At 28.8% G+C, this 14,262-nt stretch carries 13 protein-coding genes and 1 riboswitch; of the genes, 2 read left to right on the top strand and 11 right to left on the bottom strand.

The features are described 5' to 3' along the window. Nucleotides 1–140: 140 nt before the first annotated feature. From JW646_RS13980 to pxpB, 7 genes are read right to left on the bottom strand one after another with little or no spacing between them, the layout of a single operon-like run. Nucleotides 141–1,424, bottom strand: coding sequence for an Nramp family divalent metal transporter (locus JW646_RS13980; protein WP_228415488.1), 1,284 nt, complete (start codon nt 1,422–1,424; stop codon nt 141–143). Nucleotides 1,425–1,465: 41 nt separating this feature from the next. Next, complete coding sequence (locus tag JW646_RS13975) at nt 1,466–2,224, bottom strand: LamB/YcsF family protein (protein WP_074915139.1); 759 nt, start codon at nt 2,222–2,224, stop codon at nt 1,466–1,468. Nucleotides 2,225–2,246: 22 nt separating this feature from the next. Next, the gene (locus JW646_RS13970; RefSeq protein ID WP_074915137.1) at nt 2,247–3,032 is read right to left on the bottom strand and encodes a putative hydro-lyase; all 786 of its coding nucleotides are present in this window, start codon (nt 3,030–3,032) and stop codon (nt 2,247–2,249) included. Nucleotides 3,033–3,048: 16 nt separating this feature from the next. After that, entirely contained in the window at nt 3,049–4,389 is a 1,341-nt protein-coding gene (locus JW646_RS13965) for an acetyl-CoA carboxylase biotin carboxylase subunit (protein ID WP_228415487.1), read from the bottom strand. Between the two features lie 16 nt (nt 4,390–4,405). Continuing rightward, on the bottom strand, nt 4,406–4,837 hold the full coding sequence (gene accB, locus JW646_RS13960; RefSeq protein WP_074915133.1) for an acetyl-CoA carboxylase biotin carboxyl carrier protein: 432 nt from the start codon (nt 4,835–4,837) through the stop codon (nt 4,406–4,408). A gap of 25 nt (nt 4,838–4,862) precedes the next feature. Beyond that, nucleotides 4,863–5,873 (bottom strand): 5-oxoprolinase subunit C family protein, encoded by a 1,011-nt coding sequence (locus JW646_RS13955; RefSeq protein ID WP_148556211.1) that lies wholly within the window; start codon nt 5,871–5,873, stop codon nt 4,863–4,865. Nucleotides 5,874–5,875: 2 nt separating this feature from the next. Beyond that, on the bottom strand, nt 5,876–6,595 hold the full coding sequence (gene pxpB / locus JW646_RS13950) for a 5-oxoprolinase subunit PxpB (RefSeq protein ID WP_074915129.1): 720 nt from the start codon (nt 6,593–6,595) through the stop codon (nt 5,876–5,878). A 1,098-nt stretch (nt 6,596–7,693) separates the two neighbouring features. Here pxpB and JW646_RS13945 point away from each other — a divergent pair. Further along, nucleotides 7,694–8,824, top strand: a complete 1,131-nt coding sequence (locus JW646_RS13945) for an AI-2E family transporter (protein ID WP_074915127.1) — start codon at nt 7,694–7,696, stop codon at nt 8,822–8,824. A gap of 69 nt (nt 8,825–8,893) precedes the next feature. Here the strand turns inward: JW646_RS13945 and thiC are convergent, their stop codons facing one another. The 4 genes from thiC to JW646_RS13925 all read right to left on the bottom strand — a co-directional run bounded on the left by thiC (nt 8,894) and on the right by JW646_RS13925 (nt 13,533). Then, a complete protein-coding gene (gene thiC / locus JW646_RS13940; protein WP_228415486.1) occupies nt 8,894–10,198 on the bottom strand; it encodes a phosphomethylpyrimidine synthase ThiC in 1,305 nt (434 codons plus the stop codon). A gap of 180 nt (nt 10,199–10,378) precedes the next feature. Further along, nucleotides 10,379–10,480: riboswitch (TPP riboswitch) on the bottom strand. 263 nt (nt 10,481–10,743) lie between these two features. Next, nucleotides 10,744–11,970: a serine/threonine transporter SstT gene (gene sstT, locus JW646_RS13935; RefSeq protein WP_228415485.1), complete on the bottom strand. Its 1,227-nt coding sequence runs from the start codon at nt 11,968–11,970 to the stop codon at nt 10,744–10,746. A 323-nt stretch (nt 11,971–12,293) separates the two neighbouring features. Then, nucleotides 12,294–12,575, bottom strand: a complete 282-nt coding sequence (locus tag JW646_RS13930) for a hypothetical protein (RefSeq protein ID WP_074915122.1) — start codon at nt 12,573–12,575, stop codon at nt 12,294–12,296. A 64-nt stretch (nt 12,576–12,639) separates the two neighbouring features. Further along, the gene (locus JW646_RS13925; RefSeq protein ID WP_228415484.1) at nt 12,640–13,533 is read right to left on the bottom strand and encodes an SPL family radical SAM protein; all 894 of its coding nucleotides are present in this window, start codon (nt 13,531–13,533) and stop codon (nt 12,640–12,642) included. A 245-nt stretch (nt 13,534–13,778) separates the two neighbouring features. Between JW646_RS13925 and JW646_RS13920 the strand changes: the two genes are divergently transcribed. Further along, nucleotides 13,779–14,249 (top strand): hypothetical protein, encoded by a 471-nt coding sequence (locus tag JW646_RS13920; RefSeq protein ID WP_148556206.1) that lies wholly within the window; start codon nt 13,779–13,781, stop codon nt 14,247–14,249. The last annotated feature ends 13 nt before the right edge of the window (nt 14,250–14,262 follow it).

The following is a 14,262-nucleotide window of genomic DNA, read 5'->3' as shown; positions in this document are numbered from 1 at the left end:
CCCCTTTTTAATTTTCCTTTTTCTATATTTAGAATAAATTATAGCACAACTATATATTTGTTTAGTTAAAAAAGTCATAGTAAAATATAAAGGATAAGGTTTTATTATAAAACCTTATCCTTTATATCAATATACTAAATTTACATAAACAATCCCTTTACAGCTTCAGCAAATGACAATAATGAACGATAACTTATAACTAAAGTTACACTTAATATACATAGGCCCAATACATTATTCCAAAGCTTATTTTTATACTCACCCAAGTCCTTATGATTAAGCACATATATTAAGAATATTGCGATAATTGGTAATATTATAGCATTTGCTGCTTGAGCTACAAGTATAAGTTCTGTTGGGCTTGATGACATTCCAAGAGCGCTAAGTATTATACCTACACCTAAAACTATCATCCAAACTATTTTAAACTTCATACTTTTCATATCTTTTTTATATCCAAGGGCACCTGTTGTAGCAAATGCTGCTGAAAGTGGTGCTGTTATTGCAGAAGTAAAACCTGCAGCAAATAATCCTATACCAAAGAACCATTTTGCCCATGACCCAAGTAATGGTTCTAATTGCTCAGCCATTACTGCTCCACTATCTATAACTGTTTGGCTCCCATGAAAAGATGCTGATGCTGAAATAATTACAGCCATAGAAATAAGGCCTCCAAGTCCTATAGATATAACTGTATCTATTCTTGCATTTTTTAAATCTTCTTTACTAGTCCATCTCTCTGATACTGAAGATGCATGTAAAAATAAGTTATAAGGAACTACTGTTGTTCCTATTAATCCTACTATAGTTAACCAATCATTGGCTCCCGCTCTTGGTATAAACATTCCTTTTATAATTGCTCCAAAGTCTGGTTTTGAAACTATGGCAGTAGTAAAAAATGTAACACTCATAACTAAAACTAATCCAATTAATATTTTTTCTATTTTTTTATAATTTCCTGACCAAAGTAACGCAAATGCCACTACGCCTAACAATGGTGCCCATACAGTATTTGGAACTTGTGGTATTAATGTTGAAAGTCCCATAGAACCACCAACTAGATTGCCTGTTTCATAGGCTATATTTCCTATAAATATGGCAACTATTACTATTACTACTGCTATAGCTTTTAATATTTTATTAGAAATTTTTTCTCTAATGTTTTCACCTAAACCCCTTTGAGTAACTATACCTAACCTTGCCGCCATTTCTTGGAATATTATTGTGGCAACTGTTGAAAACAACATTGCCCAAAGAAGAGTATACCCACTGCTTGCTCCTGATTTTGTACAAGTTGTTATTGTGCCCGGTCCTATAAATCCAGCTGCTATTAAGGCTCCCGGCCCTATATTTTTTAATTTTTCTTTAAATTTATTTTCTTTTTTTGCTATTTCTTCAATTGAATTCTCCTTTAAAACTTCCATACCCATTCCCCCTTTAAATTTTCAAAATATGATTACAAGCTCTAAAATAATGATTTTATTTCTATATTATCTTCTTTTAACTTTTTATTTATTTTTTTTACAAACTCCAACGCTTTTATTCCATCACCATGAACACAAATAGAGTCAGCTTTTATATTTATATACTTTCCACTTATGGATTTCACTTTTTCATTTACTATCATACCTATTACTCTGTCTATTGCTTCGTCCTCATTAGTTATTATTGCTCCATCTTTTTTTCTGCTCACTAAAGTTCCATCTTCTTCATAAGCTCTATCTGCAAAAACTTCATTGGCACATTTAAGTCCAACATGTTCTCCTGCGCGAATTAACTCACTTTTACTTAATCCTACAAGTATAATTTCTTCATCAAATTCATATATAGCTTCACATATGGCTTTTGATAAGTTATAATCTTTTGCTGCCATATTATACAGTGCACCATGAGGTTTTACATGATTAAGTTTTACATTTGCACTTTTACAAAATCCATATAATGCTCCTATTTGATATTTTATATATGCCTTCGCTTCCTCCAAAGAAATATCCATATTTCTTCTTCCAAATCCCATCAAATCTAAAAATCCTGGATGAGCTCCTATAGATATATTATTTTCTTTTGCCAATTCAACAGTTTTTCCCATTACAACTGGATCTGAAGCATGAAAACCACAAGCTATATTAACAGAAGAAACATACTTAATAACCTCTTCGTCTAATCCTAATTTATATCTTCCGAAACTTTCCCCTAAATCACAATTTAAGTCTACTCTATACATAACTTCTTCCCCCAAAACTTATTTAGTCTTTTAACTCTTCATTTTTAATGTCAGTAATTAGCATATGACCTGGTGAATGAGTTATTACTATACTAGGTTTCACATTCATAACTACAGATTGAGGTGTTACCCCGCAAGGCCAAAATATCGGAACTTCCCCTTTTTTAATTGTTACACTATCTCCAAATTCAGGACTATTAATATCTTCAATTCCAATTATTTTAGGATCTCCAATATGAATGGGTGTACCATGAACTTTTGGAAACTGTTCAGTTACTGTAACTGCTTTTATTACCTGATTGTAAGGAATAGGCCTCATACTTACTACCATATTCCCTTTAAACATTCCCGCTTCTATACATTCAATATTAGTTTTATACATTGGCACATTACACCCTTCAGCAATATGCCTTACTTCAATATGATTTTTTATTAGTTCTGATTCAAAAGAAAAGCTACATCCTATTAAAAAACTAACAAAATCTTCTTGCCAAAATTCTTCTACGTCCTCATATTCTCCCCTTAATATTCCATTTTCATATACTCGATACTTTGGAATATCTTTTGCAATATCCACGTCTTTTGCAATATATTTTAAACTTCTACTCCCCTCATCTGACACTTCTAAAATAGGGCATGATTTCGGATTTCTTTGTGTAAATAAAAGAAAGTCATAAGCTAAATTTTTAGGTAAAATTACTAAATTAGCCTGAGCATAACCACTACATATACCAGAAGTTGGTTTTGAGTACTTGCCTTCTCTAATGATTTTTCTAACTTTAACTGGTGACTCTTTTGAGTAATCCATTTTTACACCCCCATTTTTATCGTAGTAATTCTTCTATAAATCCTGTATCTACTTTCCCATTCACATAAACTGGATTATTCATAAGAGAATATTGAAAATTTGCATTAGTTTCAATCCCACCTACTACTAATTCATCTAGAGCAATTTTCATCTTTTCTATGGCTTCTTTTCTATCACAACCATGAACGATTATTTTCCCTATCATAGAATCATAATTAATTGGTATGTTATATCCACAATATACAAAGGTGTCAACTCTAACTCCATTTCCTCCTGGAAGATTTAATGAGGTTATTTTCCCTGGACATGGTAAAAAGTTATTTGCTGGATTTTCTGCATTTATTCTACACTCTATGGCATGTCCCTTTATATTCACATCGTCTTGTTTCAAAGATAATTTTTCACCATAAGCAATTTTTATTTGTTCTTTAATTAAATCCAAACCTGTAACCATTTCCGTTACTGCATGTTCCACTTGAATTCTTGTATTCATTTCAATAAAATAAAAATTAAAATTCTCATCCATTAAAAATTCAATGGTACCTGCATTTTCATAATTTACTGCCTTTGCAGCTTTAACAGCCATACGTCCTATTTTTTTTCTAGTTACTTGATCAATAACAGGAGAAGGTGATTCTTCTATCATTTTTTGATGGTTTCTTTGTATAGAGCAATCTCTTTCACCTAGATGAATTACATTTCCATAACCATCCCCTAAGATTTGAACTTCTATATGTTTAGGATTTTTAATGTATTTTTCAACATACATAGTATTGTCATTAAATGCATTTACTGATTCTACCTGAGCTAAATTAAATAGCGTTTTAAAATCTTCTTCACTATATACTATTCTCATGCCCTTTCCTCCACCACCAGAAGATGCCTTAACTATTACAGGGTATCCTATTTCATCTGCAATTTTTTTACCTTCTTCACTTGTATATATAGGCGCCTTACTTCCTGGAACAACAGGAACGCCAGCTTCGATCATTGTGTTTCTTGCTTTTGATTTATTTCCCATAGCATCAATTATTTTACTATCTGGACCTATAAATTTAATGTTTTGTGATTTACATAACTCTACAAACTCACTTTTTTCTGATAAAAACCCAAATCCTGGGTGAATTGCATCTGATTTTGTTACTATAGCTGCACTTACAATTTTACTCATATCTAAATAACTTTCCCTTGGGTTTGCCTCTCCAATACAAATCTTTTCATCTGCCAAAACTGTATGAAGTGAGTTTTCATCTACTTTAGAATATACTGCCACTGTTTTTATACCTAAAGTTTTACAAGCTCTAATTATACGAACTGCTATCTCTCCCCTATTTGCAATTAATATTTTATTAAACATAACTATTCTCCCATAATTAAAGTACCTTTATTTTTATTAAACTCTGACCATATTCTACTGTATCATTGTTATTAATTAAAATGTCTTCAACTATTCCATCGTAATTACATTTCACTTCATTCATTACTTTCATAACCTCAATTATACCTATTACTTGATTTTTAGATACTTTATCTCCTACAGCAATATAAGATTCTTCCTCAGGTGAGGGTGAATTGTAAAAAGTACCTATAAGTGGAGATTTGATATACTCAAAATTATCCGACTCTATTATTTCAACTTCTTCTTTGATTTGCAAAACTTCATTTTGTGTTACCGGTTTTGTACATATAGTCTCTTCCCTATTCTTTTCTATTTTTATTTTTGTATCTCCCTCTTCAAAAGAAAATTTAGTAAGTGCAGATTTATCTATTGCTTCAATTAATTCTAATATTTCTTTAAAATCCATGTTAATGCCCCCTTTTGTAAACTTGCTATTTATTATTTAACAATATTTCAATTTTCTTAGATGTATTTCTTGGATTTAGTACTTCAATACACGGCTTATTAATTTGTTTCTTAAGTTCTTTAATTTTTTTTATTTCATCTCTATAAAGCTGTTGTGCTTTTTCTACAGATATTTCTTCAAATCTTATTTTGTCTCCAGTTTTTCTTTGAGCTAGTTTTCCAATATCTACTGAGATAACGGTTGCAATTTTTGTATACCCGCCTGTTGTCTGTCTATCGCTTAGCATTATAATTGGTTTTCCATGGGAGGGTACTTGTATCGATCCTAGGACAATTCCATCAGATATAATATCTGCCCATGTTTCATGCTCTATAATAGGTCCATCTAATCTACATCCCATCCTATCAAATTCCTTTGTTACCTCATATTTTTCATTTAAAAATGTATAAATTCCTTTTTGTGTAAAAGCATCGTCTTGAGGTCCTAATATTACTCTCACTACAACTTCTTTTTCTTCTTCTAACTTAAAATCTAACTTTCTAGATAAGTAATTTTCTAAATATACCTTTGGTGAAGAAAATTTAATAAAATCTCCCTCTTTCAACGTTCTTCCTTTATATCCACCTAAAGAACATTTTACATTTGTTGATTTACTCCCCATTACTTTATCAATTTTTAATCCTCCACAAAAAGCTATATATGCCCTAGCTCCTGTTTGTGAGTTTTCAAAAGATAAAATATCATCTTTTTTAATAAACAAAGCTTTATACATAGAGATACTTTTTCCATTTATTTTTGGTTTTAAATCACCACCAGTTATAGCTATAAAGTTTTCTTCTGTAAATTTTATTTTAGGTCCAATCAAAGTTATTTCTAACCCCGCTTCATCTTCTTGATTATCAACTAGAATATTTCCAATTGCTAAAGATTTTTTATCCATGGCACCACACACAGAAAAACCTGCATCTTGATAACCAATTCTCCCAAAATCCTGTACAGAGGTATATAGTCCAGATTGTAGTATTTCAATTCCCAACCCTATGCACTCCCTTCAACCACATTACATTCATAAATTCCATTTTCTACCAAGTCTTTTATTTTATAATAATCTTTTTTGCTTATAGGCTTAAATTTTATATAATCTCCAGCTTCATATAAAATTGCCCTGTTTCTATTTGAGTCATATGGCTTAATAGGTGTTCTTCCTATGATCCTCCACCCACCAGGAGATGCTAAAGGGTAAATTCCTGTCTGCTCCCCACCAATTCCTACTGCTCCTGCTTCTAATTTTAATCTTGGATTTTTTAATCTTGGTGTGATTAACCTTTCATCCATCCCCCCCAAGTATGCAAAACCTGGCAAAAAACCTAGCATATATATTAAATATTCTTTTGAACTGTGTAGTTTTATAATTTCTTCTTTAGACAATTTTGTATATTGACTTACAAAGTCTAAATCTTTTCCAAATTCTTCATCATAACAAACTGGAATTTCTATAACTTTTCTTACTTTATTATGCTTAACATCTATCGTTTTTAATAAATCAGTTACAATCTCTTTTGCTTCACTAAAAAATAATTTTTCCGGATTATAATAAATTAACAGCGCTTTAAAAGATGGTACTGTTTCTACTATTCCATCTATATTTAATGACTTAATTTTTTTATTAAAAACTCTAATTATATTATTAATTTCATAATTAATTTCATCCCCAAATTCTAAAGTTAGAGCTGAGTCTCCAACTGGTAAACATTTCATTAACACCCCTCCATCATGATTAAATCCCAAAACCCACCTTCAAAACAAGTTTATATTAACCCTATTTACTTTAATATAAATTGTATATTAAAGTTTTTATTTTTGCAATATTTTTTTTAATTCTTGCAATTGTTTTTAATTAATAACGTTTGTCATCTTTTTTAATCTACTAAAACCTTAATTTTTAAAGCATTTTTACTGTTTATTTATTATATTTTATATTTAATAAGTATTTTTTTGCATGTTCGGATTAATTTTATTCATATAAATCAACTTCCGAACTTTTAATTTCAATTATTCAAATATTCTATCTTCTTTTAAATTTGAATTCATTTTCTATTTTTTCTTCAAAATCAAAAATAACCATAGAATCTCCAATGAAAAGATTATTCTATGGTTTCATATACATTCATATAGCTTCTTTTTTACTAAAATTAAGTTGGTAAATCAAATCTGCTTTTTCACATACACTTTGCCAATGCGTTACAACAGTAACACTTTTTTATTCTTTAACTAATTTTTTAAATATCTTTAATTTATACTTTATTTATAATATATAATAAAAAGCTCCTAAAATTATCATCTATATATATTAAATCCCTAATTGTTGAGAAACATCCCCTAATATAGGACTTTAATAATTTGTTGCTATTTTCATAATCAACTTTGAAATCATCTATCTCCAAATACCTTTCAGTGTTTAATTTATGACGGTAATTACTATAGGAATGATTGGCTATCCATGTCCACTACTAATAACTTTCTACTTCACAATATTAATTAAACTAAGGTTTTATTTTTGTTTCAAAGCTGTAAAATTGTAATTTTCCCTTTACAATATGTTATTTGTATTTTAGTTTGAAAAGTTAATAATTAACTTGATTATAAACACAAATTATTATATTATATTATTTATCAATGCAAATTCTCGAAGGGGAGTAGCTTTCACATTTGTGCTAATCAACCGTCATTACGGATAATATCCCGGTTGATTAGCAAGGTAAAACTTGTTAGCAAGACCTTCAGAAAAATATTCATCTCATTTTATGAATATTTTTCTGAAGGTCTTTTCAATTATTTGTAAGAAAGGAGTTCAAAATGAAAAATTTCAAAGAAGAATTTACTAAGTCCATAAGATATGTAATACCTGTACTTCTTATATTTACAGGAGTACTTGTGCTAAAAAATCACGATCATATAATTAGTTTTTTTACTCATAATTTAGAAGCACTTAATAGTTTACTTGCACCATTTTTTATAGGTTTTATAATAGCATATATGCTTAACCAACCTATGAAAAAATTAGAGGACAAGTTTAAATTAAAAAGAGGGGTTTCCGTTTTAATAATTTATGGAATAACTTTGGTCATATTAATATTTTCATGGTTATTTATTGTTCCAGTTATAAAATCTAATATTAATGAACTTGCTCTTTCTATTCCAAGCGGTATAGATCAGGCACAAGATTTGATTAACAATATTTCATCACAATTTAAATTTGATATTACTAACCAAGATATAAAATCTCAAATTAGTAATTTTATTACTAAGGTTCTAATTCCAATATCAAGTTTTACAGCATCTACTGTTAGTAACTTTATTATTAATTTAATGAGTACCATTGTATCTTATACTATAAACATTGTACTAGGAATAGTCATCTCAGTTTATCTACTTTTATCAAAGGAGAAATATATTAAAGTTGTAAGTTTATTTTTCCAAAAAATATTAAAACAACATTATTTTAAAGTAAAAGAATTTCTTAATATATTAGATAATAATGTTGGTGTATATATAGTAGCAAAAGCTATGGATTCTACAATTTATGGTATTATCTGTACTATAGTGCTTGCATTAACAGGTTCTAAATACGCATTATTTATAGGAATAATTGCTGGTGTAACTAATATGATTCCTTTCTTTGGGCCTATTATAGGTACTATAATTGCTGTTGTTGCAAACTTATTCTTCTCTATCAATAAAGCTATTTTAGTTTTAGTAGTTATGATAGTAGTTCAACAATTAGAAAGTGCCATATTAGAACCTCATTTTGTTGGAAAACAAGTTGGTGTACCACCAATATTAACAATTTTCGCTGTAACATTCGCTGGAAAATATACAGGATTTTTAGGTATTTTGTTAGCCGTACCAGTTACTGGGGTTCTTTTAGTTTACTTCAAAAGATATATTTACAACAAACAAGAAGAATCTTTAAACAATATTGTATAAAACAAACAACATAAGAAATAAAAATACCTTAGAATAGATTTTTATAACCTATTCTAAGGTATTTTTTAATTAGTCCATAATATCTACATCTTCACCTTTTAATATCTTATTGATATTTCTAACTGCACACATTTTTCCGCACATTGTACAAGTATCTTCATTTTCTGGTTTGGATTCTGTTCTGTATCTTCTTGCCTTTTCACCATCTATAGCTAAATCAAACATTTTCTCCCAATTTAAATCTCTTCGAGCCTCGCTTATTTTGTTATCCCAATCAGTTGCACCTTTAACTCCTTTTGCTATATCCGCTGCATGAGCTGCTATTTTAGATGCAATTATTCCTTCCTTTACATCCTCTACTGTTGGTAATCTTAAATGTTCTGCTGGAGTTACATAGCATAAGAATGACGCTCCATAAGTAGCTGCAATAGCTCCGCCTATAGCAGCTGTTATATGATCATAACCTGGTGCTACGTCAGTAACTAGTGGACCTAAAACATAAAAAGGTGCTCCTTTACAAACAGTTTCTTCTATTTCCATATTAGCTTTTATTTGATTTAACGGCATATGACCAGGGCCTTCTATCATAACCTGAACATTTTTCGCCCAAGCTCGGGTAGTCAATTCTCCAAGTGTAACTAACTCCTCAATTTGAGATACATCACCTGCATCTGCAATACTTCCAGGCCTACAAGCATCACCTAAACTTATAGTAACATCATACTTTGCACAAATATCTAATATTTCATCATAATGTTCATAGAAAGGATTTTCATTGCCTGTTAACTCCATCCATGCAAATATAATAGATCCTCCCCTAGAAACTATATTAGTAAGTCTATTAGATTTTTTAAATCTTTTCGCTGTGTGTTTGTTAACTCCACAATGAAGAGTTAAAAAATCCACACCATCTTGTGCATGCATTCTAACAATATCTAACCATTCTTTTGAAGTTATTTTCTTTAATGGCTTATTATAATATACTACTGCATCATATATAGGCACCGTACCTATTATGGCAGGACACTCTTCTATTAATTTTTTTCTAAATGTTTGAGTATCTCCAAAAGAACTTAGATCCATTATAGCTTCTGCTCCTAAGTTTACTGCATTCATAACCTTTTCCATTTCTACATTCGTATCGAGACAATCTTTAGAGGTACCTAAGTTTACATTAATTTTTGTTTTTAATTTTTTACCTATACCATAAGGCTTTAAAGAAGTATGGTTTTTATTAGCTGGGATTACAACCTTGCCTTCTCCTACTAAATTGAGTAATTCTTTAACATCCATATTTTCATATGTTGCTACTTTTTTTAACTCTTGTGTTATTATTCCCTTTCTTGCTGCATCCATCTGTGTTGTATAACTCATTTCATTTCCCCTTTCATTTTATCTTTTTAAAATTTTTAATCAAAAAAATCTTTCTTAACTTGGCAACAATAGCACCAAATAAGAAAGATTTTCTTAATATAAAAAGTCGCACAATAAATGTACGACCTCTAATCAAAATTAATAAATAATGTAATTAACAATAAAATGTTAAAACAAAATATATACAATATTTAATCTCCCTACGTCGGCATTATCCAAACAGGTTCAACGGGTTTAGAATTTAAAAATTCAATCTCAGCAATAGCTCCCCTAAATATTTTATTTTAATTTCATTCTAGCACTATACTACATTGACTTCAACATTATATATTTTTTTATATAGATATTTAAATATTTATTATTAACCTCTTCAATAAAATATTTAGATATATTTTTCGTATTTGTATGATAATAATAATTTTATCTAATTATGGTCAGATGAAAAAGCAATAACCTTATTGTAAAAACAAAACCATATTGATTTAAATATCAATATGGTTTTAAGTATATTTCCTATTATCTATATTAATCCAAATTTAAAATTATTAAGCAACTTTATTTTCAGATTCTTTCCTTCTCTTACCAAATTCTGCCACTGCAGTGTAGAGAACATCTGTTGAAGAGTTTAATGCAGTTTCAGCAGAGTCTTGTATAACTCCAACTATAAATCCAACACCAACTACTTGCATTGCTATTTCATTTGGTATTCCAAATAATGAACAAGCCAGCGGTACTAAAAGTAATGATCCTCCAGCTACTCCTGATGCCCCACAAGCAGACACTGCTGATAACACTGATAATATTATTGCTGTTCCTATATCAACTTTTATTCCTAAAGTATTAGCTGCTGCTAAAGCAAGAACTGATATTGTTATTGCAGCGCCACCCATGTTTATAGTCGCTCCTAAAGGTATTGATACTGAATAAGTATCACTATCTAATCCTAAATCTTTACAAAGTTTCATGTTTACTGGTATATTTGCAGCTGAACTTCTTGTAAAGAATGCCGTAATTCCAGATTCTCTTAAACATCTTAATACTAATGGATATGGATTTTTTCTTATTGCTATAAAAGTTATTATTGGGTTAACTATTAAAGCAAAGACTGCCATACTTCCTAATAATACAGCTATTAATTGCCCATAACTTAATAATGATTCTATTCCCGATGTTGCTATTGTATCAAATACTAATCCCATTATACCAAATGGAGCTAAATTAATTACCCATCTAACAGCTTGAGATATGGCGTCAGATACATTTACAATTACTTGCTTAGTTGAATCTGATGAATTTTTAAGTGCAAGTCCAAGAACAACAGCCCAAGTTAACACCCCTATATAGTTTGCACTTGCTATTGCATTTACTGGATTGTCAACTACATTCATTAATAAAGCTTTTAGTACTTCGCCTACACCTCCTGGAGGTGTCACTCCTTCAGCTCCTGCAGTAAGTGTTAATGTTACCGGGAATAAGAAACTTCCCACAACAGCTACAATACCAGCTATTAATGTGCCCACAAGATATAAAGTTATTATAGATTTTATATTTGTTTTTTGTCCTTCTTTATGCTGACATATGGCCGCCATAACTAAGAAAAATACTAATATTGGAGCCACAGCTTTTAAAGCTCCTACGAATAATGATCCTAAAATTCCTATTGGTGCTAATTGTGTTGGCATAGTCAAAGCAAACGTTATCCCAACTATTAAACCAATAATTATCCTTTTTACCAAGCTAATGTTATTCCATTTGTTGATTAGTTTTTTCATTTTTTCTCCCCCAAGTTTTTTTCTTGAATTTATAATAACATTATTCGACAACGTTTTCAAGAAAAAACCTTATTTCTCACAGAAAAATTTTTGCAAGCATATAATTATACAAGCATTTTAAATTTTATTTGAAGATGTATTATTAAATAATAATTAATTAAGCACTTGGTATACCAATATTATAACTAGGTCAATTCTCATTTTAAATAGTATTTTTAAAATCATTTTATTATTTCATGCAACACCTCGTGAAAACCTTATCCTATTTCTATTTTGATTTTATATAAAATAAAAGGAATGGTTTTCAACCATTCCTTTTACACCTATAGTATTTCTTGCATATATGTAAGCATAGTTTCAACATATTTTGCAAAATCTTCTTCATTACTTGGAAAAGAGTATTCTTCTATAAATTCCATTGTTTTATTTAAAATCAACTTAAAAATAGCTTTTTTATTATCTTCTTCTAATTCAATTTGCTCTCCTGTTTCCGCATTTATTATAGATTCTAATAAGTAATTTGTACACCCTTGTGCTAACTCTTTAATCTCTTCTATTTCAGCAAGTTCTTCTTCACTTATATTAAATTCTTTTATGTCTGTCATTAATATTTCTTCCCTTCTAAATTTGTATTTGTAATATATCATAAAAAAATATATATAACAATAATTAAAACCAAGTTATCTGAGTTCTTTCATAATTATGCTTATAGTCCCTTATAATATCTTCCATTTTATATAAAATATTATATTTTTCACATTCTGATTTAAAAATTTTCCATAAATAAGTTGCATTTGGTGAGGTGTTTTCATATACATCTCCAAATGTATTCATATATATTTTATCTAAGTTTTCTCTTGGAAATATTTTTCTCAATTGTTGAAAGTAATATTCTCTTTGATTATTTCTAAGTGTTACTCCCATGCCATATGTAAAAATAAATTTTCCACCACATTCATGTACTTTTCTTATAATATTTTTTATATTATCTTCATTATCATTAATGAAAGGTAATAACGGCATAAGCAATACACCCGTATATATATTATTATCACTTAACTCTTTTATAGCCTTAAATCTTTCCTCTGACGTACATACTTTTCTTTCAATTTTTTTGCACAGTTCATCATCAAAGGTTGTGATTGTCATTTTAACTATAACCGGAGAATGGCTTTGTATTTTTTTCAGTATATCTATGTCTCTGGTTATTAAATTGCTCTTTGTAGCAATTCCTATTCCAAATCTGTATTCATCAACTATTTTTAAAGCTTCTCTAGTAAGTTCATATTCTTTTTCAAATGGATTATAAGGATCGCTCATTGCTCCCGTTCCAACTACTCCTTTTTTTCTTTTAGATTGAAGTTCTTTTTTTATTGTTTCTATTGAGTTTTCTTTTATTCTTACTCTATCAAAATCTAGAATTTGATAACAGTTGCTCCTAGAATCACAATAAATACATCCATGACAACAACCTTTATATATATTCATATTGTAATTAATTCCAAACCAATGTGGATTTTCATTATAAGATGATATAATTGTTTTTGTTGGTATAAATTCCATTAAACTTCGATCCTTTCTTTTTTACTAAGTATTATATTTATGGATTATATCATAAATATAATACGTCAACATATATTATATAAATTTATTAATAGATGTTTTGTATATATTTTATAATTAGATTAATTCATTATGTTTATATGATAAATAATTTTTTGAAATTGAATAAAAATTACCAATAATATTTATACTCAAAATATGGTAATCATTATATAATTATTACTATAATAACTTGGAGGTATGAAATGAAATTAAAAAATTTAATTCATTATAAAGATTTTGATTGTGATAATATTATATTTAACTCTTTAACAAAAAGTACTGATGATGAGATACTAACTTATATAATTAATGTTACGTCTGATTTGTTAAATGGAGTATTTTTAGCTGACGATTTTAAAATAAAGTCAAAAGAAAATCTCATGAGCTATGACGAAAGAGATCTTGGAGAATTAGCTACATATATGTGTATAACACCTTTTATCCAATCTACTTTATCAAAAGAAGCTAACTGGCAAGAAAAAGCAACTTCTTACTTAGAGTGTTTTATAGGATATATTATTGGTACTATGGATAAAGAGGAATTTTTAGGTAATTTAATAGAAATGAAAGATATCTTAAATATGTCTAATAAGTTCTATACTGGATTGATTGTTTACTTTAGTGAAAATAAAAAAATTATAACTAATGGTATATTAAACAAACTACAATTTTAATTTTTTATATAAG

Origin of the sequence: Terrisporobacter hibernicus, assembly GCF_020809405.1 — a bacterium.
Lineage (GTDB): Bacteria > Bacillota > Clostridia > Peptostreptococcales > Peptostreptococcaceae > Terrisporobacter > Terrisporobacter petrolearius.
The sequence above is the reverse complement of the archived record's forward strand: the minus strand, read 5'-3'. Positions and strand labels throughout refer to the sequence as shown.

Coding starts and splice junctions, on each gene's coding strand:
- JW646_RS13980 (WP_228415488.1), bottom strand. CDS start 1,424: ATGGAAGTTTTAAAGGAGAATTCAATTGAAGAAATAGCAAAAAAAGAA.
- JW646_RS13975 (WP_074915139.1), bottom strand. CDS start 2,224: ATGTATAGAGTAGACTTAAATTGTGATTTAGGGGAAAGTTTCGGAAGA.
- JW646_RS13970 (WP_074915137.1), bottom strand. CDS start 3,032: ATGGATTACTCAAAAGAGTCACCAGTTAAAGTTAGAAAAATCATTAGA.
- JW646_RS13965 (WP_228415487.1), bottom strand. CDS start 4,389: ATGTTTAATAAAATATTAATTGCAAATAGGGGAGAGATAGCAGTTCGT.
- accB (WP_074915133.1), bottom strand. CDS start 4,837: ATGGATTTTAAAGAAATATTAGAATTAATTGAAGCAATAGATAAATCT.
- pxpB (WP_074915129.1), bottom strand. CDS start 6,595: ATGAAATGTTTACCAGTTGGAGACTCAGCTCTAACTTTAGAATTTGGG.
- JW646_RS13945 (WP_074915127.1), top strand. CDS start 7,694: ATGAAAAATTTCAAAGAAGAATTTACTAAGTCCATAAGATATGTAATA.
- thiC (WP_228415486.1), bottom strand. CDS start 10,198: ATGAGTTATACAACACAGATGGATGCAGCAAGAAAGGGAATAATAACA.
- sstT (WP_228415485.1), bottom strand. CDS start 11,970: ATGAAAAAACTAATCAACAAATGGAATAACATTAGCTTGGTAAAAAGG.
- JW646_RS13930 (WP_074915122.1), bottom strand. CDS start 12,575: ATGACAGACATAAAAGAATTTAATATAAGTGAAGAAGAACTTGCTGAA.
- JW646_RS13925 (WP_228415484.1), bottom strand. CDS start 13,533: ATGGAATTTATACCAACAAAAACAATTATATCATCTTATAATGAAAAT.
- JW646_RS13920 (WP_148556206.1), top strand. CDS start 13,779: ATGAAATTAAAAAATTTAATTCATTATAAAGATTTTGATTGTGATAAT.